The sequence below is a fragment of the Veillonella sp. 20925_1_51 genome (assembly GCF_041431445.1).
Lineage (GTDB): Bacteria > Bacillota > Negativicutes > Veillonellales > Veillonellaceae > Veillonella > Veillonella nakazawae.
This window is the reverse complement of sequence record NZ_JAPVXT010000005.1, coordinates 95,051-115,177: the sequence shown is the minus strand read 5'-3', so window position 1 is coordinate 115,177 and position 20,127 is coordinate 95,051. Positions and strand designations below refer to the sequence as shown.

Annotated in this window: 16 protein-coding genes; 3 read left to right on the top strand and 13 right to left on the bottom strand. The window is 38.6% G+C overall.

Translation table 11 applies throughout. The annotated features are described in order from the left end of the window. Window positions 1–60 precede the first annotated feature (60 nt). The 7 genes from O3607_RS06900 to O3607_RS06870 form a co-directional block, all read right to left on the bottom strand. Complete coding sequence (locus tag O3607_RS06900; RefSeq protein ID WP_303881116.1) at window positions 61–480, bottom strand: GNAT family N-acetyltransferase; 420 nt, start codon at window positions 478–480, stop codon at window positions 61–63. A 55-nt stretch (window positions 481–535) separates the two neighbouring features. Further along, a complete protein-coding gene (locus tag O3607_RS06895; RefSeq protein WP_303881113.1) occupies window positions 536–1,000 on the bottom strand; it encodes a GNAT family N-acetyltransferase in 465 nt (154 codons plus the stop codon). Between the two features lie 30 nt (window positions 1,001–1,030). After that, on the bottom strand, window positions 1,031–1,354 hold the full coding sequence (locus tag O3607_RS06890; RefSeq protein ID WP_303881111.1) for a hypothetical protein: 324 nt from the start codon (window positions 1,352–1,354) through the stop codon (window positions 1,031–1,033). Window positions 1,355–1,611: 257 nt separating this feature from the next. Beyond that, complete coding sequence (locus O3607_RS06885) at window positions 1,612–3,291, bottom strand: retron Ec67 family RNA-directed DNA polymerase/endonuclease (protein ID WP_322350894.1); 1,680 nt, start codon at window positions 3,289–3,291, stop codon at window positions 1,612–1,614. A 297-nt stretch (window positions 3,292–3,588) separates the two neighbouring features. Further along, window positions 3,589–5,124 carry a glutamine-hydrolyzing GMP synthase gene (gene guaA / locus O3607_RS06880; protein ID WP_371443606.1) on the bottom strand — a complete coding sequence of 512 codons (1,536 nt, stop codon included), beginning with the start codon at window positions 5,122–5,124 and terminating at the stop codon, window positions 3,589–3,591. 273 nt (window positions 5,125–5,397) lie between these two features. Then, window positions 5,398–5,595, bottom strand: coding sequence for a 4Fe-4S dicluster domain-containing protein (locus O3607_RS06875; RefSeq protein ID WP_227720587.1), 198 nt, complete (start codon window positions 5,593–5,595; stop codon window positions 5,398–5,400). Window positions 5,596–5,712: 117 nt separating this feature from the next. After that, window positions 5,713–6,852 (bottom strand): HAD family hydrolase, encoded by a 1,140-nt coding sequence (locus O3607_RS06870; protein WP_371443605.1) that lies wholly within the window; start codon window positions 6,850–6,852, stop codon window positions 5,713–5,715. Between the two features lie 131 nt (window positions 6,853–6,983). On the opposite strand from O3607_RS06870, the gene O3607_RS06865 reads away from it, so the two are divergent. Next, window positions 6,984–7,310 carry a hypothetical protein gene (locus tag O3607_RS06865; RefSeq protein ID WP_005387587.1) on the top strand — a complete coding sequence of 109 codons (327 nt, stop codon included), beginning with the start codon at window positions 6,984–6,986 and terminating at the stop codon, window positions 7,308–7,310. Here O3607_RS06865 and O3607_RS06860 read toward each other — a convergent pair. Further along, window positions 7,303–8,484 carry an amidohydrolase gene (locus O3607_RS06860; protein WP_371443604.1) on the bottom strand — a complete coding sequence of 394 codons (1,182 nt, stop codon included), beginning with the start codon at window positions 8,482–8,484 and terminating at the stop codon, window positions 7,303–7,305. The two genes, O3607_RS06865 and O3607_RS06860, sit on opposite strands and share 8 nt — an antisense overlap. Window positions 8,485–8,732: 248 nt before the next feature. Here O3607_RS06860 and O3607_RS06855 point away from each other — a divergent pair, with 248 nt between their 5' ends. Both O3607_RS06855 and O3607_RS06850 read left to right on the top strand, forming a co-directional pair. Further along, the gene (locus O3607_RS06855) at window positions 8,733–9,515 is read left to right on the top strand and encodes a basic amino acid ABC transporter substrate-binding protein (protein ID WP_039969510.1); all 783 of its coding nucleotides are present in this window, start codon (window positions 8,733–8,735) and stop codon (window positions 9,513–9,515) included. A 183-nt stretch (window positions 9,516–9,698) separates the two neighbouring features. Beyond that, the gene (locus tag O3607_RS06850; protein ID WP_371443603.1) at window positions 9,699–12,068 is read left to right on the top strand and encodes a tetratricopeptide repeat protein; all 2,370 of its coding nucleotides are present in this window, start codon (window positions 9,699–9,701) and stop codon (window positions 12,066–12,068) included. 114 nt (window positions 12,069–12,182) lie between these two features. Here O3607_RS06850 and O3607_RS06845 read toward each other — a convergent pair whose 3' ends face one another. The 5 genes from O3607_RS06845 to ileS all read right to left on the bottom strand — a co-directional run bounded on the left by O3607_RS06845 (window position 12,183) and on the right by ileS (window position 19,896). Then, on the bottom strand, window positions 12,183–13,433 hold the full coding sequence (locus tag O3607_RS06845) for an inverse autotransporter beta domain-containing protein (protein ID WP_178884259.1): 1,251 nt from the start codon (window positions 13,431–13,433) through the stop codon (window positions 12,183–12,185). A 62-nt stretch (window positions 13,434–13,495) separates the two neighbouring features. Continuing rightward, window positions 13,496–14,761, bottom strand: coding sequence for an inverse autotransporter beta domain-containing protein (locus tag O3607_RS06840; RefSeq protein WP_302208569.1), 1,266 nt, complete (start codon window positions 14,759–14,761; stop codon window positions 13,496–13,498). Between the two features lie 24 nt (window positions 14,762–14,785). Beyond that, entirely contained in the window at window positions 14,786–15,907 is a 1,122-nt protein-coding gene (locus O3607_RS06835; RefSeq protein ID WP_129823571.1) for an inverse autotransporter beta domain-containing protein, read from the bottom strand. Between the two features lie 777 nt (window positions 15,908–16,684). Then, complete coding sequence (locus tag O3607_RS06830; RefSeq protein WP_227283456.1) at window positions 16,685–16,909, bottom strand: hypothetical protein; 225 nt, start codon at window positions 16,907–16,909, stop codon at window positions 16,685–16,687. Between the two features lie 152 nt (window positions 16,910–17,061). After that, window positions 17,062–19,896, bottom strand: coding sequence for an isoleucine--tRNA ligase (gene ileS / locus O3607_RS06825; protein ID WP_371443602.1), 2,835 nt, complete (start codon window positions 19,894–19,896; stop codon window positions 17,062–17,064). Between the last annotated feature and the right edge of the window lie 231 nt (window positions 19,897–20,127).

The window sequence follows — 20,127 nt, the reverse complement described above, 5'->3', positions numbered from 1 at the left end:
GTACGTGCAGCCTTTTATTAACAATGTGACCACTTACTTGCTATACAGATTATCCGACGATCATCTTTTCGTATATTTAGGTACATTTCGATACTGCATCGGCAATGAGTTCTCTTTTATCTTAAACCCATGCTTCTCATAGAACGGTGCATTAGTGCTATCACCAATCATAACATTAATGTACAAGTACGACTTGTAAGCGTCTTTCACCATTTCAAGTAAGTGGCCTGCAATACCATGTCCCTGATAATCAGGATGCACTAGCACATAATTGATAAAGCACACTAGCTCGCTATCATCCATAATGCGGATTAGACCGACTAAACGGTCACCATCCCACGCAGAAATCACGCGAGAAGAATTCTTTAGAGCCTTATGCAATCGGTCAGGATACTTGCCTATCACCCAACGAACAGATAGAAATAAATCTGCTACCTGCTGGGGCGTAAAATTTCTTTCTTCAGTATAGGTAATCGCCATAACAGCACCTCCAACAAATCCTGAGATATATGCTCTATCAAATAGATAATCTCTATTAAACAAGTTCTTTGCTCATATAGATCACATCATCCATAGGGTTATGATAATACGGCTCGCATTCAACAAAGCCATGCTTCTTATACAAATGGATCGCTGCTTGCAATGGTGCAATTGTATCTAGCACCATTTCTTTATAACCAGAGACCTTAGCATGGTCCATGATACTTTCAATAAGACGATCACCTAGAGCATGACCGCGCCCCTCAGGACGTACATAGAGACGTTTCATTTCACAACGGCTCTCACTATGCTGATAATACGCCACCATGCCAAGCACCACGTTATTACCATCGATAGCTACTAATAACTCACCATTCGGAGCCGTATATTTCTCAGCAATATCAGCCAATTCTTTATCTAAATTCTGAAAGGACAAATCACGACCGAGCCACTGAGTATACTCTTGAATTAACTCTTTTACTTGATCTAAATACGGTTTGCCATCAACTATGTTAATCATAAAAACTCCAATGAATATAATGCCTTACAATTATTTCTTTTTATGTGGTCCATGTTGAAAGATTTCTTTTACAAGCCCCGCTCCAACAATTACACTATCTTCCATGATAAAGAACTCCATACCAACTTGTAAACTAGAATAATCTACATCCTCATTTACTGGCAGCGCATTGGCTCGTATTGGCTGATCAAAGATAACATCTTCACCATCAATAAAGTTGATTTTAATATGCTCCTCAGTGCCTTTTACAACAATATGAGGACTATACTTTCCATTAATTAAATTTGGTGGGTTTGTCCTTTTCTTACTAAAGAAAGTAACAGTGCAACTAATCGTAAAATCTAAACTGCTCATATTAGACCTCATCAATTACATATACCATCTTGCCTGTAAAGTATAAGTTCATGAAACAGTGTAAAATAAACGTCTTTAAATATAGAATCAAGCTTAAAATACATTACATCCTCTACAAGTTATAAACAAATGTATTAACTAATAAGTCCTTTCATTATAGTATATACATAATTACTTATCAAAAATGGGATGATTACAAGTAGCATCATCCCATGGTTTCTTATATTTCACTATACAGTTAATACTATATTATGAGCTCAATCAGTTTTACTAACTCGATTTATTGAATCCAATAGAGGCAGAAAGTTACTAAAATCAATTTCTTGATAATTTTCTATAATATATTTTGAAAATATATCTTTTGAAAAGGTATCTTCAGCACTATCTTTTACCATTTTTTCAAATCTTTTTCCATGAATAGATATATTCAAAACCTCTTCAGTATATAAATCTTCTATTTCACACTCACGGAACTTATTAATTAAAGGTATTGTTTGCAGATATAAATTAGCATTCAAATGCATCAAAATTTGATTTGTATTTAATTCAGCTCCTATATGTTTTAGAAACTTCTTTAATGGTTTATCTGTTTTTTGCTCATTATCAAATAAAAGAATGACAGGATTAACATCTGTTATCATTCCATATTCTCTTTTATTATTTATGTATTTTAATAAATTATCACAGTTATTACTTCCATTATAAAAATTCCAAATATTCTTCATTGTATCAGCACCATTTTGTACAATGCCCAAAAAATACTTTAATCGTTTAGTTTTATTCAAAAAATATAAATTAAATACATATTTACCTGAATCATTTTTAGTAATAAGATTTGGATATCTATCACTATACTTCATTAAAGCAGCCTTTATATGGATGATATCAGTTTTACCTTCAGTTACAATAGTAGGTTTACTCGGTTTAAAAAAATACTTATAGAACAAAAAATACTGATATTGTTTTTCTCGAGCATTTAAACCCGATATATATTTCTTATTGCCTTTGTTCTTTTTACTTTCAGATTCTAGGTCATTATTATACCAATCTAGTTGATTTATAAAAGCTAGGCGGCCCTCTAATTGCTCTTGAGTACCAATAACCCCATCTATTTTAAAACTATCTGTTTTAAGGAGTTGATCAACCATAGCTCTAGTCTGTTTTATAAATTTACGATGAGCATTTATCTTCTTATTTACAGTTAAGCCAGTTACTTCTTGTCGCGAGGAGTAATACTCTAATCTAGTTTTACTTTCATTAATATCAAATCCACTATTTTTAAGAAGAACCTTCAATTCTTTTATGAATTCAATATGATCTGTTTTGAAGGCTCTATTATTAGTAGAAAAGCTCATATCATCAGCATATCGAGTATACGATAGCCTATATTTTTTTGCCAATGATAAAATACGTAAATCCACAATATTAAAAATTAAATTAGAAATTATTGGAGATGTTGGTGCACCTTGAGGTAGTTTCTTCGCATAACAAACTAACTGAGAAATTATGGTAGAAACTTCTTTCGAAAACATAAACTCTTGACTTTTATTAAAATAACCTTGTACTCTACCAAAATTAATTGATGAAAAAAAATTAGCAATATCTATATTTAATAGATATTTTTTATTTTTATGTATTCGAGCATTAGTTATTATACCTTTGCCCGTTTCAAACCCATGAGATATATTCGAAGCTATTCTTTTTTGATCTATATAGTTTTTATGAATATCATATATTTTTTTACCTAATTGTCTTTGAATTCTTTTTAGCTGCTTATTCGGAGAATCAATTACTCGAGTTCCTCCAGCTTTCTTTGGAATTTCAAATGATTTATATGATTCTTCAATTCCTATTTTATATAGCACATAAGTAATCGCTCTAAGCTCAATATTTATCAGCTTAGCTACTTCCTTACGAGCTTCATCATAATTACTCATAATAAAAAGCGTATGGTTACTCTTTATCTCAAATTCATCATATTTATATGAACTTACTAAAGAATCATCGAGAGCTGAAAGCAATTCTCACATTAGACTCAACGCTTGCGAACCACAAGCAAAAACTCTAACCATACGCTACTTTTAGCCTACCTCCTTTTCTAAAATTTATCAAGCTTGTTCTTATAAAAATAAATATTTAATGCTAACAAATTACAATAATTAAAATAAAATTCCAATTTCCATAAAAGCCTCCCACCAAACTGATGGGAGGCTCTATATCGCCAAATGTATTTATTATTCCCACTCAATTGTTGCAGGTGGTTTAGATGTAATATCGTACACGATACGGTTGATGTGTTGTACTTCGTTTACGATACGACGGGAGATTGTGTCCAATACGTCGTAAGGGATGCGTGCCCAGTCAGCAGTCATGAAGTCTGTTGTTGTTACGCCACGCAATGCCAATGTGTAATCGTATGTACGGAAGTCGCCCATAACGCCTACAGTACGTGTAGATGTTAATACTGCAAAGTATTGGTTGATGCTGCGATCAAGTCCAGCTTTTGCAATCTCGTCACGGAAGATATAGTCCGCATCACGCAAGATGTCGAGTTTTTCTTTAGTGATTTCGCCCATTACGCGGATAGCAAGACCAGGCCCTGGGAATGGTTGACGCCATACGAGGTAATCAGCCAAACCTAATTCAGAACCAAGTTCACGTACTTCGTCTTTGAAGAGGTTGCGCAATGGTTCGATAAGACCTTTGAAGTCTACAACTGCAGGCAAGCCGCCTACATTGTGGTGAGATTTAATAACTTCTGCTTCGCCAGTACCGGACTCAATAACGTCAGGGTAGATTGTACCTTGTGCCAAGAAGTCAACGGAGCCGATTTTACGGCCTTCGTCTTCGAATACGCGGATGAATTCTTCGCCGATAGCTTTACGTTTAGCTTCTGGATCTTCAAGACCAGCCAATTTATCTAAGAAACGTTTTTCCGCATCGACGCGGATGAAATGCATGCCGGAATCTTTGAAAGCTGCTTCAACTTCGTCGCCTTCGTTTTTACGCATTAAACCATGGTCAACAAAGATACAAGTCAATTGGTCGCCAACAGCTTTAGAAATAAGAGCTGCCGCAACGGAGCTATCTACACCGCCAGACAATGCTAATAATACTTTACCATCGCCTACAGTGTTACGGATTTCATCAATAGCAGTTTTTGCATAGTTTGCCATTGTCCATGTGCCTGTGAAGCCGCACACTTCATACAAGAAGTTGTGAAGCATTTCTTTACCATGTTCAGTATGCAATACTTCTGCATGGTATTGCATAGCGTATAATTTACGCTCTTTGTTTTGCATGGATGCAACAGGGCAGTCTTTTGTATGAGCAACGATTTCGAAACCTTCAGGTACTTTTGCTACATAGTCAACGTGGGACATCCAAACAACTTGGTCTTCGTCCAAGCCTTTGAACAATGGGGATGTAGTGTCCACTTTAGTAGGTGTTTTACCAAATTCACGGTTATCCGCAGATTTAACTTCACCACCCAATGTATGCGCCATAAATTGCATACCATAGCACATGCCAAGGATAGGAATACCAAGTTCAAAAATCTCTTTTTCGATTTTTGGAGAGTTTTCTTCATACACGCTGTTAGGGCCACCTGTGAAGATGATACCTTGCGGTTTTAATTCTTTAATTTTGTCCAGCGCTTTGTTGTATGGATATACTTCGCAGTATACGTGATTTTCACGAACACGGCGCGCGATCAATTGATTATATTGACCACCAAAGTCAACAACAATAACAAATTCCTTGTTTTCCATGCCTTCCTCCATATGCATCTATTTGTGAAAGTATATTCACCATTTTTTAATGCCCATACATTTCTGTACTGGGGGTGCGTTTTTTCGAAGCAAACGCTAATTTTCATTACATTTCATTATACCATACGAAGTATATGGACTCCATATATTCCGTATGAAATTTATAGAAAAGATTTTAATGTTCGGATTTTAATGTATTTCCCCGAAATGAACCTAAGCTATTCCAACAACTACCAACTATATCCTACTCTGGCCAGCTCTTTATGTTAAATCCTACTCTTTATGATCCTCGCGTTTAGACATTTTGACGGCCCCAACCGGACAGATGGAATAACAATCGCCACAGCCGATACAGCCTTTCCCAATATTAAATCGAGTCTCCCCTTTGGTGATGCACTGAACAGGACAATCCACGGCACATGCACCACACTTAACACAAGTATCATCAATATGAAATTTTAGATTCCCCATTTACATCACCTCCTGCTATTTTGATATAAAACGACAAAGGAATATATATAGTTTTTCAGATACTACCAGTTAAAAGTATTTATTTTTAACTGGTAGTATCTTTAATTTGAGATATGATTACGATTTCTTAAGTAATTCATTATTATACGCAATAGCTGAATAGATAGCCTTTGCTACGCCTTGGTGGTTGTTATCTGTAGCCACGTAGCGCGCTGCTTCTTTAATATTCGGTTTACCATTACCCATAGCAACGCTAGCACCGGCAAAGCGTAGCATGGATAGATCGTTTTCACTATCACCCAGTGTCATTACTTCGTCTGGACTAAAGCCCCAATGACTGGCTAAAGCCTCAACAGCTGTCCCCTTTGTGGTATGTGGTAATACGAATTCTAAGTTACCTTCACTAGAGAGTAGTACATCATAAAAACGTTCACGGCCTGTACCGTCATGAGACATACCTTGGTATTCATCGCGTAAGTCTTGTAAGATGTGTTGGCGCATAGGCTCATCACCGTAGAAGATTTGCATCTTTTCAGGGCCTTCGTCTAAGGCTTCCATATGAGCCAGTAAATCAGGCACCATCGTACGTGTTGCCAAGATAAATGGACGAATATTAGGTCTAAAGAAGAAATTAGACTGTTCGACTTCACACTCAGACATCTTTGTATTCGCTGCTGCATCACCTTCAGCCAAAGCATAGTGATCATGGGTTTCACCAGGCAGATGACCTTCTGTATCAGCAGAAATATGATTATTCATTACGCTATGAGAACTCTTTGTATTACTGCCATCGCCCTCATTACGTTCATCTGCACAGGCACATAAACGTTCCGGCGTAATACAACGAGATGGTGGATACATGCCATAGATTTTATCTTTTACATAGGCCTCCACATAGACGCCATAGGTTAAAAGTTTACGCAATAAATATAAGGCTTGCTTTTTATCAAATGTTACATGGAATAGCGAACGTTTTTCTTCCTTATCCATTACATAAGCACCATTAGTACACATGAAGTAGCGTAAGCATGGCAACTTCTCGATGACATCGTTCATCTCATTCCAAGCACGACCAGAAGCGATGGCTACACGAATCCCACTTTCACGAGCAGCACGAATCGCCTCAATAGCCTCATCAGGAATTGCTTTCGCATCATTAACCAAGGTGCCATCTACATCGGATGCAATGAATCGGATGGGTTTATCACCGGTAAGCCCTATATAATTTTTAATTTGTAATGTTTCAGTTGAGGACATAAAGCCTCCTTTAATACGGTATATAAATAGATAGATATTATTTTCAATCAGTAGTACAGTAATAGTTACAAATATATCTGTTAAAAGGATACACAGATAGTATGTAAGGCATAGATAGGAAGTGAAATTATATGCGCATCATAATAGATCGAGATGCAGTTTGTGCAGGCGATGATATGAATCATCATCGCGAAGAGTTTACCGTACCAAATGATATCACTATCGCTGGTTTATTTGAATTCCTTGAGTTTAAGTACATTCCAATCATCGCTGGAAATAACGTGGTCTGGGCACTCTATTATCACGAACGTGAGTTAGGTGCCTATTTCACCAAGATTCAGAGCTTCATAAATGGAAACATCTCATTATCATCCATAATTAATAACTCTGAAAAAGGCCACGAATTCTACCTACACTATTACAGCCATCCTGATAGATATAGAAAACGCTTTATTTAGATGCATTAAATTCAGCAACGATTTCTTCTAATACAGCTGGATTTTCTACCAATCGTAACAAGGTACGGCCTATGATATTAGCACCGTCCACAATTGTTTGTTCAATGGTAGATTCTAGCATAGCCGCAGCGAATTCTTTAGAGTGACACACCTTGTCTTCCCCAGCGAGTCGCAATTTAGGGTGGAATGCAGCACATTGATAGCTAACATTACCAATGTCTGAGCTGCCCCCGATATCTGCTGGGCCTGGCTTGAAATCAATGCCCATATCAGACATTACGTCTTCAATGAGAGCTGTTCCTCTATGGTTTTGGTTCATATCATCATAAGGATTGCCATAGAACTCTACATCTACAGTAGTGCTAGTACAGAGAGCGGCCCCTTCAAAGATGTTCTTAATCTGTTCAGATAGACCATTCAAATATTCCCGTTCAGTATGACGCACGGTCACCTCTAATTCGCCAAAGTCAGGAATGACATTAGATGCAGTGCCACCGGCAATGATCCATGTACCAATACGGCTTTCAGGTCGTACTTGTTGACGCATCATATCCATCGCATGAATAGCGAGTTGCACACCGTTTACCGCGTTGATACCATTCCAAGGCTCACCGGCTGCATGAGCTGGTTTACCGTGATAGCGAGCGCGGAAACAGTCGAGCGCCAAGAATTGTGAATTTGGTCGTGTTTCTTCCCCATCAAGGTGAACCATGATAGCAAAATCATAGTCTTTAAATACCCCTGCGTTACACATATCCACCTTGCAACCTGTGGCTTCTTCATCAGGTGTACCGATAATATCAATGTCCATATTGAAAGCAACGCCGTCTTGTTGCATTTTATGTAGTGTTAATGCTGCCAGAACACTCATAGAGCCACTGGCAGAGTGACCACATGCATGGCCTACTTCAGGGAGTGCATCATATTCACAAAGGATAGCCAAACGACCTTTTGGGTTATCTACTTTCACAGCAGAAGCCTTGAACGCTGTTGGCAAATTACAGAATTCATAGGTAACATCCATGCCATGTTTTTCAAGAACAGCGCCGATCGTTTTGACGGATTCAAATTCATGACTCGACAATTCGGGGTTCTTAGCTAATGTATAATTGATGGCAAAAGCATCAGTTGCCAAGCTTTTACAAAGATCAGAAAATGTATTGATAAGGGACATAGTGCCTCCATATATACGTCAATGATTGTAAAGAATGAAGATGCTCTACAACCTAAAATGGAAAATGTTATATTACTATAAAATATGGCCTAAGAGAGAGCCATCTTAAATAAAAATTTTAAATATAATGATAAATATAAAACTCATTTACTCTTAATTATACAATGTTATTGCCTATTATTGTAAAATTCCGTACAATATAAACAGAATTTGATAAACCATGTATATGGATGTTTGAGGAGGTTTCTATGTTTAAGTTCAAAAAATTGACAGCCATCGCCCTCGTAGCGGTAGCAGCAATGGGTTTATTGGCTGGTTGTGGCAATGACAAACCAAAAATGACACAACAAGAAGGTGTATTGCGTGTAGGTTCTGAAACTACATTCCCACCATTCGAATTCACTGAAGGCGACAAATACGTTGGTTTCGACGTTGATTTGTCCGAAGCAATTGCGAAAAAATTAGGTTTAAAAATGGAATTCAAATCCATGGGCTTCGATGCTTTGATTCCAGCAGTTCAATCTGGCGATATCGATATGATCGCAGCAGGTATCAACGCTACACCTGAACGTGAAAAAGCATTGGACTTCTCCGATGTATACTTCGACCAAGGTGGTTTCATCACAGTTGTTCGTAAAGACAACACAACAATCCACAACATGGATGAATTAGCAGGTCATACTGTAGGTGCTCAAATCGGTACAATCCCTGTTGAAATGGCTCAAAAAATCCCTAATACAACAGTAAAACAAATCGATTCCAATGCTAATATCTTCATGGAATTGAAAGCTGGCACAATCGACGGTGCTATCATCGATAACGCAGTGGCTATGTACTACCTCAAACAAGGTGCTGATCAAGACCTTAAACTCGTAGGCGAACCTACTAAAGCTGAAGGTACAGTTCTTGGCGTGAAAAAAGGCAACAAAGCTTTACAAGAAGCTGTTAACAAAGCTCTTAAAGAACTTAAAGAAGACGGCACTTACCAAAAAATCTACGACAAATGGTTCGGCGATTACAACAAAAAATAATATCTATCTCTATAAACTAGGATAAATATGACCCCTCTGAAAGACTACAGGACGCACAGTATTGTGATTTCAAAGTTTTTTCAGAGGGGATTTTTTATTCTAATCCCTCTTTTACGGTCCCTCGCGTTCGTTATATAATAAATACGTATTCTATAGTAAATGTAACTAATTAAAGGAGGCCTTATGGCACAGTACTTTACGGAACGCCTAGAAAAGGTCTTCCACATGATTTTCACATCATATAATCAAGAGATGGCTCAAGAAGGCTTACGCCAATTAGAGCTTATCGTTAATAATCAGCAAAGCCCTGAGCAAACAAAGCATCAAGCCTTGCGCAACGATATGACCACCTCTCTAGAAAATGAAATCGATACGAAAGAGGACGCATTAAAAATAGCAAACGATCCAGAGTCTCGAGAGATAGCTGATGCATATGCTTTATTGGCTCGTATCTACGCAGGTCCACGCTTTACGTGGGAGGAATCTAATTTCCCTGAAAACAACATGCGCACCTATCAATGCTTGCACGATAGCATTCGCCGCTGTAGTCCTATCGGCACCTTACAAGCATTGCGTATCAATGGAACCATTACACCTACGGTTGAAAAGGATATGTTAATATCCTTTAATGATGCATTTCGTATCGTTTACGACTACGCTGAACAAGGCGATGCCTTTTGCCAATACATTATAGGTAATGTCTTTTTCTGGCGCGATGATGATCGCATCAGCTTAGCTCGGGATATGATTACACCACCCCGCCTAAGCTGGGCAAAACGGATTCAACAAAGCTTACAAAAAGGTTCTATACAAGAACGTATTGGAGCCTTACAAGGCACTGTTTCAGACGAAATATTACAGGAAAATGCTACTAAATTGGCCAAAGAATGGTTTAACAAGGCCCTCAACAATGGACTTGCCATGTTCCAAGGCAATTTACGTAACATCTATATCGACGAAGGCGATTTTGATAATGCACGCCGTGTAGCTTTAACTGCTGCTGAGCTAGGCAATCCAACTATGATGCTCTACACTGGCCTAGACTGTCATGAACATGGAAAATTTGAGGATGCTTTCACATGGTTCACGAAAGGTGCCTCCTTGGGCCAAGCTGAAAGCACCGCTGAATTAGCGGATTATTACTATCACTTTTATGATACAAAAGAGCTACGCCGCCTAATTCCGTATAATCCTGTAAAAGCAATCGGCCTCTACCGTCGCGCAGCTACTAAGCATTTTAGTGACGCCGGCTATGCTGCATTGCAAGCGGCCTTCGGTTATATTTTCCACATAGGCCACCTTCCTCTCGACTGGGGTCTCATTGCAGACTTAACACACATGGCAGCCACTAAAGAACGCTTTATGTTCTCCTTGCCATACATCGGTTACATGCGAATCCATGGCTTAGGGGTAACGAAAAATATACGTTTCGGTGTACAATCATTAACACGTGTACTCGATGAGGAAAAGCGCGCATTAGAAGAGGAAGATCGTGTTCTCTTCTATGATATTACACGAGCTTTAACGCGAGTTGCCTTAGGGTATGCCTATGAAAAAGGCTATGTCACAGGCAAACCTGATTTAGATGCCGCTGTAGCCTATTACGAAGACTCTCATCAATATATACTATCTCACAAGGCAAATCTTGATGAAGAGCTGAAGGATATCCCTATCGATGATGAAGCAGAAGAGCGCTTGGCAGCCTTCGAAGAAATAGACGGCCATTGGCACTATAAAGAGGGCTTCACAGAGTCTACTTCAACAGTACGGCCTGGTCACACTGAATGGCCTCAAAATGCAGCACGTTTATCTGTAAACATGGATGACTTCTTATGGGACACTACCTTATATGATTGGCAAACCATCGAGCACGCCTTAGCATCACAAGACGAAATGAAACTTAGCTTTTACAATCATTTCCTATCCGTTCCAGACAAGCTACGCAACATTTTTAAGCTAGATGTAAAGCGTATGCTACGTGATACGTACCAAGTCAGAATACATGGTTATGACCCTACAGAAGGTCAAGAGATGATCTATCGAGCACTATTCAAAAAAGAGAATACCATTCAGCTATTAAAAGACCTCTACGATACGCACCAATTACCTGCATTAGGAGATAACTGGTCCATCGAAACGAACGAGGAAAAACCAACTTGGCATTATGTACTCGATGTAGATCAACAAGCATTCCTACTTGAGGAGTACGACGATGCTAACGCAATGATACAAACCGCATTACAAGGCTTAAAAGATAAAAAGTACGAACAAATTAATGTCCGTACCCATGACTTTATCGGCCCATCTTATTTCATTTTCAGAGGTAATCACGCAAATCCATTTAGAGTGCAACTCTATTTGAAAGAATCCGTGCGTCACTCCATCGACAAAGATGGAAAACCTCTAGATACGCCAGGTAATACCTATTTATTTGAACAACATTTAGGTAACGAAGTATCATTAAACTACTGGATTCAAAAAACGATTAATACCTTAGAAATCCCTGAACTAGACAACTGGAAAAAACTCAGCGTACCTAAGGCATTACAATAGAAATAACCAAGAACATAAAAAGAGCTAGTACATAATGTACTAGCTCCTTTTTTATAACCTATGAACAAGCTAAACTATTATAAATGATTATGACGATAATGTACGCAAAAGCCCCTATAAGCCTACATCGACAACGCCATGATCATAAGTTTCTTCTACAGTTTCTTGTACAACCATATCAATGCGACGTACCTTATCAAGCATCTTAGAGCGAGCTGTTGTAATCGCACTTTCACTATGTTTACCACCACGCCAAGCAAACTTGGATGTACCGATTGTATATTTCAAAGTTGCATAAGGACCACTCAAATGATGAGACGCTGTTTTATAACCCGCATCAAGAGTAAGATGTGGTGTAATATGGAATTCTGCCCCCACTTTAAAGCCTTTAATAGCATCGCGTTTTGGTAATTTATAATACCCTACTTTTACAGCCTCTCTACCACGCCAGTTATAATAGTCTGCATATACACGAGCCCATCTAGCATTTTTAAATGTTCGAGCATAGCCAATATCATAACCTCTAGCTACAGTATTTTCACTTAGAGCCCAGTGATTTTCATAATCAACCCTAGCATAATCATAAAGACTTTGATCAGGATCCATTCCATATGGATACAATCCTGTAGGATCATACCATGTATCAGTTCGCCCATGAAGGCCTATATATTTTCTTTCATTAGATCCTAAATTTTTATAAATATTGGCATGGAATTCATTAAGCCCTACCACATATTCTAAGCCACCACTAACACGTTTATATCCATTTTTAAATGCATGGTCATAGAATGCATTAACACCAACGTAAGCATGCTCACCTTTACTAAGGCGACGATACCCTACACCAACATTAGCATTTACACCTAAGGACTCTTCCTTATCTGTTTGCCCATTATATACCGTAAACGTCCCTGCAGGTCTAGCTGGAACCCAATAATTATTTAATTTATTAGAGGTTATCTTTTCTCCACTGCGTCCAATACGACCTTGTACAAAGACAACACTTTTAGCATTTTCATCGTAATGGGTTATAGGTTGTAATGTCTCAATGTATAACTTGTTGAGTTCTGTAGATTTGGATTTATCAGAAGTCCCCACAATAGGATGATTTTCCCAAGGCGTAAAATTATGGAAGTGATGGCTACTCGACTCTTCAGAATTTTTCATACCAACGCCAACTACGATATCTGTACGATCCATCCAGTTAGAACGAACTGCTTCATGCTTAGCCACATTCACTTCTGTAGTAGAATCTGCAATACCTTGGCCATGTCCATTTTGTACATCTGCTGCAAAACCTGTAGCACTAAATGCACATGCTACAGCACCTAAAACCATTGCTTTTATCATTAATGTCTTGCTCATATAAATTACTTTCCTATTATTACATGTCTTATTTAATATCTATAATCTAAACTACAGTGGTATTATAGATGATCAATTGGCGCCAAATAATCGTATTCAATGTCATCAAAGGATTCTACAATCATGTCTTGACGACGTACCTTATCTAGCATTTTAGAGCGAGCTGTAGTAATCGTATCATCACTATGCTTGCCACCCCAGAAGGCAAATTTAGATGTACCTAATGTATATTTAAGAGTGCCATACATCCCTTTCGACATGTTATTGGCATTGTTATACCCAATATCTAAAGATATATGTGGTGTTAACTGTAATTCAGCACCAATTTTAATGCCTTTATAATGGTTAGCATTTCGTGCAGTAAACCATGGCACGGACCAATGACCTGGACGACCCCAATTATATTCTTGTTTGTGGTTAAATCCATTGCCATTCCAACGATACCCATTTACATAGGCACGAGCCCAACGTGCATTTTTAAAGGACCTTACAATCCCTATTTCATATCCATCTAACACGCCACCACCTACATAGGTATTATAATTTTCACTAGGAATGGTATTGTATGGGAATGTATCTGGATAGCCATTAGGATACAATCGTTTAGGATATGGATTACCGCCACCGCCTTTTACGAGTTCCTTATCACCAAGGCCTCTATACACATTGGCATATACTTCGTTGAGTCCATTCACATACTCTACACCACCACTGATACGATTGTAATTTCCTGTGAAAGCACGATCTACAAAAGCGTTAACACCTACATAAGCATGTTCATGTTTACTAAGAATACGATAACCAACACCTAAGCTACCAACCGTTCCTAACGACTCAGATGTTTTTTCATCTGTATTGATTTCCGTAAAAACATCAAACCCAAATGGTGACATTACAAGGTCTGGAGTGAAATAACCTCTTACCTCTTTAGAGGAGATTTTCTCACCACCACGGCCAATACGACCTTGTACGAACACAACGCTCTTAGAATTTTCATCATAATGGGTAATAGGCTGCAATGTTTCTATATAGGCTTTAGTGATATTCCCGTAATCTGATTTTGTATTGTAAAAGTTATTATTATAATCACTAGGGAACATCCCCTTGTGTGAATCAGATGAGCCCCCAGTTTGCACACCTATAGCAATATCTGTTCGATCTAACCAATTGGAACGAACCGCTTCATGCTTAGCCCCATTTACTTCTGTAGTAGAATCTGCAATACCTTGTCCATGTCCATTTTGTACATCTGCTGCAAAACCTGTAGCACTAAATGCACATGCTATGGCACCTAATACCATGGCTCTAAATACTAACTTGCTTTTCATATATTACTTACGCCCCACTAACCTTTATAAGTGATCATAAGGTACTACCATCCAGAATTCTTCATAGGTATTACCTACTCGCATTGGACTGCGATCTACTTTATCTAACATTCTAGCCCGTGCATTGGTAATGGTATCATCACTGTGCTTACCACCATGCCAAGCAAATTTAGATGTACCCAATGTATATTTAACAAAGCCATAGGCCCCACTAGAATGATTATTATCTGATGTATACCCTACATCTAGAGAAACATGTGGTGTAAGTTGCAATGTAGTACCAGCTTGCCAGCCGTGGCTTTTACCAACATTAAGAGCTAAGGCTGGTCCTTCACCATGAGTTTTAACACCTAAACCATTCCAATGATAAGCTCCTACATAAGCACGTGCCCATCGAGCATTTTTAAAGGTGCGTGCATAGCTTACATCATATCCGGACAATGCTTTTTGAGATTTGTAAACTGTATAGCCTGCAGGGCCACCATCTAACAAGAATTCAAAATAACCTTCATATAAAGGTACATTATAAGGTTCAGATTTTGTACTATTTAACCCCTTATAGATATTAGCGCGAACTTCATTAAGGCCAGATACATATTCCAAACCGCCGCTGATACGGTTATATTTTTTCGAGAAAGAATGGTCATAGAACGTATTAATGCCTACATACGCATGTTCATGCTTACTGAGAACACGATAGCCTAACCCAACATTGGCAACAGTCCCCAATGACTTAGTATCATGATGTTCCTCAGGTCTATACCGTTGTTCACCTTTTTTTGTAATTGGATTGTACGGATACCAAAATCCTCCATTACCACCAGAGAAATAACTAGCCTTATCTTCTTGTCCACCTTTACCGATGCCGCCTTGTACAAAGAACACTGATTTAGAGTTTTCATCATAATGGGTCAAAGGTTGTAATGTTTCAACAGAAACTTGAGCTCCCATCTTAGATTGAGCCCCTACAGTAATATCTGTGCGATCCATCCAATTTGAACGAACTGCTTCATGCTTTGCCCCATTCACTTCTGTAGTAGAATCTGCGTAACCTTGCCCATGCCCATTGGCTGCCATTCCTGTAATAGTGAAAGCACATCCTATAGATCCTAAAACTAACGCCTTAATAATTATGTTTTTTCTCATAACTTACACGCTCCCCTCGTTTTGTATAAGAAATAAAACCACACAACCCTATCCGCCCTTCACGTTTATTTCATGGTTTATTCATCTTAATTATAGGTATGCTATTTTCCATAGTCAATATAAAGCCCTATAGTTAAACGATAGTTAAAGATTCTCTAAATCATTATGTTACAAATTGATTTCTATTTTCAGGCAAAAGAAAAAGACCACCCGCAAGCTGGGTGGTCTTTTTTCTGGGGAATGAAATTGTTATTTGAATAAAGGCAAGATTGCGTTTGCTAAACCAGTAAGTGCAGCCAAAATTGCTTTAATGATAGTTGCTACCATTGCTCTTCCTCCTTCTCATATAAGCACAATAACTAAACTAACTATAAATATCTTAAACTAGGACATTAAATCTAATGTGAAATGAGTAAAAATTTACACATTAATTTTTCATGAGGGAAATGACAATGTCTCAATTAATACGATTAGTTATATGAGAAAGATAGCATACAATGAATTCATAAATTTCTATAAAATTTTAATAATTAACAAACTAAGAGATGTAAATTTTCATAAACGTACTTACAGGACAGATACATATAACAAGAAAACCCTTCTCTCACTACTTTAGTATAAGAATAACTAAAGATAGTATAGAGAAGGGTTTCCTATTTAGAAGTTAATACATAATAGACAAATCATAGTATGTATTATGTTCTTTGGATTATAGAGATGTAACAACCTCTGCACATCGATGGCAAAGTGTAGGGTATTTGCTGTCTTGACCTAAATTTATTTTTTATCCGAATCAGGTTTTATCCCTAATGCCTCTTCTTGTACATACAACCGTTTTGTCTTTTTTTCCAATAATCGATCATAGAGCTTATTACCGGTTTCCACATTCACTTTAACGTCGGAATCGTCTTTTTTATCCACACCTAACTCATCTAATAATTCTTTAGCGCGCTTTTCTTCTTTATCCAATAATTTTTTCTCTATTTTTTTTGTCATGGACATAATATAGCCCTCCATTCAAAAATAATGAAACCTCTATATATAATCATTATACCTTAAAAGGTCCAATATTATAATCAGATAAAATTAATAAAGTCACTATAACCGATATATCAGATAAATATAATCATTTTTCGCTTTATATTCATTATATGTTATATACTTCTTACTACCTCTGCACAGCGGTGGCAAAGTGTAGGGTGTTCGCTGTCTTGACCTACTGTATCGCGGTGGATCCAGCAGCGTTCACATTTTTCAAGTTCAGATGGAGCAACTACTGTTGCAACGCCTGTTTCTTCGTCTTTTACAGCCTCTGCTGGAGCAGCGCCATTTACGATGTGAGCTTCGGATACGATAACGAGTTTAGCTAAGCCTTCTTCACCAAGAGCGTTCAATGCGTCGAATGCAGCGCCTTCAGCATATACTGTAACGGATGCATCCAATGGGTGACCGATTGTTTTGTTTTGACGAGCAAGTTCCAATGCTTTTTGTACGGATGTACGCAAGTCTAACAATTGGTTCCATTTATCAGCCAATTCTTGGTTGAAGTGTTCAGGATGACCTTGTGGCCAATCTTGAAGCATAACAGATTCAGGCATGCCGTCTTCTTTAGGCATGTATTTCCAAACTTCTTCAGCTGTGAAGGAAAGTACTGGAGATACCATAGCTACCAATGTTTTCAAGATTTCGTACATTGCTGTTTGAGCAGAACGACGAGCTACGTTGTTTTTGCTTTCAGCATACATAGTATCTTTCATTACATCAAGGTAGATGGAGCTCAAGTCTACTGTGCAGAAGTTATGAATTGCATGGTACAACATGTGGAATTCATAGTTTTCGTATGCGTCAGTAACCTTTTGTCGTACTTCTTCTAAGCGCAACAATGCCCATTTGTCGAATTCGGACATATCTGCATAAGCCACTTTATCAGTGTTTGGATTGAAGTCATCCAAGTTACCAAGCAAGAAGCGGAATGTATTACGGATCTTACGGTATACTTCGGACAATTGTTTTACGATGTCTTTGGACAAACGTACGTCTGCTTGGTAATCCGCAGAGGATACCCACAAACGCATAACGTCAGCGCCGTATACGTCGATAATGTCGCTAGGTGCTACTGTATTACCTACAGATTTAGACATTTTGCGACCTTCGCCGTCCACAACGAAGCCGTGAGTCAATACGGAGTTGTATGGTGCTTTACCATTTGTTGCTACTGCAGTCAACAAGGAAGAGTTGAACCAACCGCGATGTTGGTCAGAACCTTCAAGGTACATAGCACATGGTACATCTAAGCCATTAACTTCAAGTACGCCAGACCAAGAGGAACCAGAGTCAAACCATACGTCCATGATGTCTGTTTCTTTTTTGAACTCATCATGACCGCAATGAGGACATTTGAAACCTTCTGGTAACAATTCTTTTGCACTGTGAGCCCACCAAGCATCGGAGCCTTCTACGGCTACTTTTTCTTGTAATGCTTTGATCGTATCATCGTTGATGATGTGCTCGCCACAGCTTTCACAATAGTAAATAGGAATTGGCACGCCCCAAATACGTTGACGGGAAATTACCCAGTCACCACGATCGCGAACCATGTTGAAGATACGATCATGGCCCCATTTAGGAATCCATTGTACTTGATTGTCGATTGCATCAAGTGCTTGTTGGCGGTACCCATCTACAGAGGAGAACCATTGTTCTGTAGCACGGTAGATGACAGGGTTTTTACAACGCCAGCAGTGAGCGTATTGGTGACGCAAGCTAGATTTATGAAGCAATGCATTGTTGTGCGCCAAGATTTTGATTACAGGCACCTCTGCATCATGGATTTCTACACCAGCCAATGGGAATTCAGTATCACCATAACGGTTGTCGTCCACTTGTTTAGTGTAGTTACCAGTTTCATTAACAAGAGATACGATAGGAAGTTCAGTTTTGCCTTCCTTGTTATAACGCATAACGATGTTAAAGTCATCTTCACCGTGTGCAGGAGCTGTATGTACGCAACCAGTACCTGCTTCGAGTGTTACATGGTCACCACACAATACTGTAGCATTACGTTCAACAAATGGATGTTTGAATTCAGCCAATTCTAAATCTGCACCAGAGAATCGATTTACGATTTCGTAGTCTTCGATACCGATATCTTTCATAGCCGCATCAACGAGTTCAGTAGCCATCAAGTAGTATTCGTCGCCTACTTTTACCCAACCATATTCAAGCTCTGGGTTAACAGAGATAGCTACGTTGGCAGGCATTGTCCAAGGAGTAGTTGTCCAAATAACGGAGTATGCTTGTTTTGGATCTACGCCAGCTGGCAATGTTACCTTTTTCTCGGATACGTAAGGGAATTTTACGTAAATGGAGAAGGATTTTTTCTCAGCGTATTCGATTTCTGCTTCTGCCAATGCAGTTTCGCAGTGTGTACACCAGTATACAGTTTTAAGGCCTTTATAGATGTGGCCGCGTTTTGCCATTTCGCCGAAGATACCAAGTTGTTTTACTTCGAATTCAGGGCGCAATGTCAAATAAGGGCGTTCCCATTCGCCTAATACACCAAAGCGAATGAAGTCTTGTTTTTGAGTTTCTACGCATTCTAATGCATATTCCTTACATTTGTTGCGCAAGTCCAATGGCGCCATTTCATGACGGTTAAGACCAGTGTTTTTAATAACCGCATGCTCAATTGGCAAACCGTGCGTATCCCAACCAGGGATATAGCGAGTATAATGACCAGTCATTGTTTTGTATTTCATGATGATGTCCTTCAACGTTTTGTTGAGGGCATGACCGATATGCAATTTACCATTTGCGTATGGAGGGCCATCATGCAAGATGAAAGGTTTTGCGTCTTTACGCAATTCCAAACGTTTTTGATAAATTTTGTTGTCTTCCCAGAACTTTAAAATTTCTGGTTCGCGCTTAGGCAAATTGCCGCGCATTGGGAATTCTGTTTCAGGCAAATGTAACGTCTTACCGTAATCCATGATGTGCTCCTTTTACATAAAAAAATCGCCCGTCCCCGAAGGGACGGACGTAATATCCGTGGTACCACCCTACTGACCTTCTGTGAAAGCTAGAATATTCCGAGCATACGAAATAACTAGGCTTCATTTTGTGAAAGCCACTTAGACATATAACGGTGTTCACCGGCAGGGTTCCTGCTTGCTCCAAAGTGATCCGCAAATCTCTAGATTTCCAAACCTTTCAGCCCATGA

Coding starts and splice junctions, on each gene's coding strand:
- O3607_RS06855 (WP_039969510.1), top strand. CDS start 8,733: ATGTTTAAGTTCAAAAAATTGACAGCCATCGCCCTCGTAGCGGTAGCA.
- O3607_RS06875 (WP_227720587.1), bottom strand. CDS start 5,595: ATGGGGAATCTAAAATTTCATATTGATGATACTTGTGTTAAGTGTGGT.
- O3607_RS06900 (WP_303881116.1), bottom strand. CDS start 480: ATGGCGATTACCTATACTGAAGAAAGAAATTTTACGCCCCAGCAGGTA.
- O3607_RS06830 (WP_227283456.1), bottom strand. CDS start 16,909: ATGTCCATGACAAAAAAAATAGAGAAAAAATTATTGGATAAAGAAGAA.
- guaA (WP_371443606.1), bottom strand. CDS start 5,124: ATGGAAAACAAGGAATTTGTTATTGTTGTTGACTTTGGTGGTCAATAT.
- O3607_RS06890 (WP_303881111.1), bottom strand. CDS start 1,354: ATGAGCAGTTTAGATTTTACGATTAGTTGCACTGTTACTTTCTTTAGT.
- O3607_RS06835 (WP_129823571.1), bottom strand. CDS start 15,907: ATGAGAAAAAACATAATTATTAAGGCGTTAGTTTTAGGATCTATAGGA.
- O3607_RS06850 (WP_371443603.1), top strand. CDS start 9,699: ATGGCACAGTACTTTACGGAACGCCTAGAAAAGGTCTTCCACATGATT.
- O3607_RS06840 (WP_302208569.1), bottom strand. CDS start 14,761: ATGAAAAGCAAGTTAGTATTTAGAGCCATGGTATTAGGTGCCATAGCA.
- ileS (WP_371443602.1), bottom strand. CDS start 19,896: ATGGATTACGGTAAGACGTTACATTTGCCTGAAACAGAATTCCCAATG.
- O3607_RS06845 (WP_178884259.1), bottom strand. CDS start 13,433: ATGAGCAAGACATTAATGATAAAAGCAATGGTTTTAGGTGCTGTAGCA.
- O3607_RS06885 (WP_322350894.1), bottom strand. CDS start 3,291: ATGAGTAATTATGATGAAGCTCGTAAGGAAGTAGCTAAGCTGATAAAT.
- O3607_RS06865 (WP_005387587.1), top strand. CDS start 6,984: ATGCGCATCATAATAGATCGAGATGCAGTTTGTGCAGGCGATGATATG.
- O3607_RS06870 (WP_371443605.1), bottom strand. CDS start 6,852: ATGTCCTCAACTGAAACATTACAAATTAAAAATTATATAGGGCTTACC.
- O3607_RS06860 (WP_371443604.1), bottom strand. CDS start 8,484: ATGTCCCTTATCAATACATTTTCTGATCTTTGTAAAAGCTTGGCAACT.
- O3607_RS06895 (WP_303881113.1), bottom strand. CDS start 1,000: ATGATTAACATAGTTGATGGCAAACCGTATTTAGATCAAGTAAAAGAG.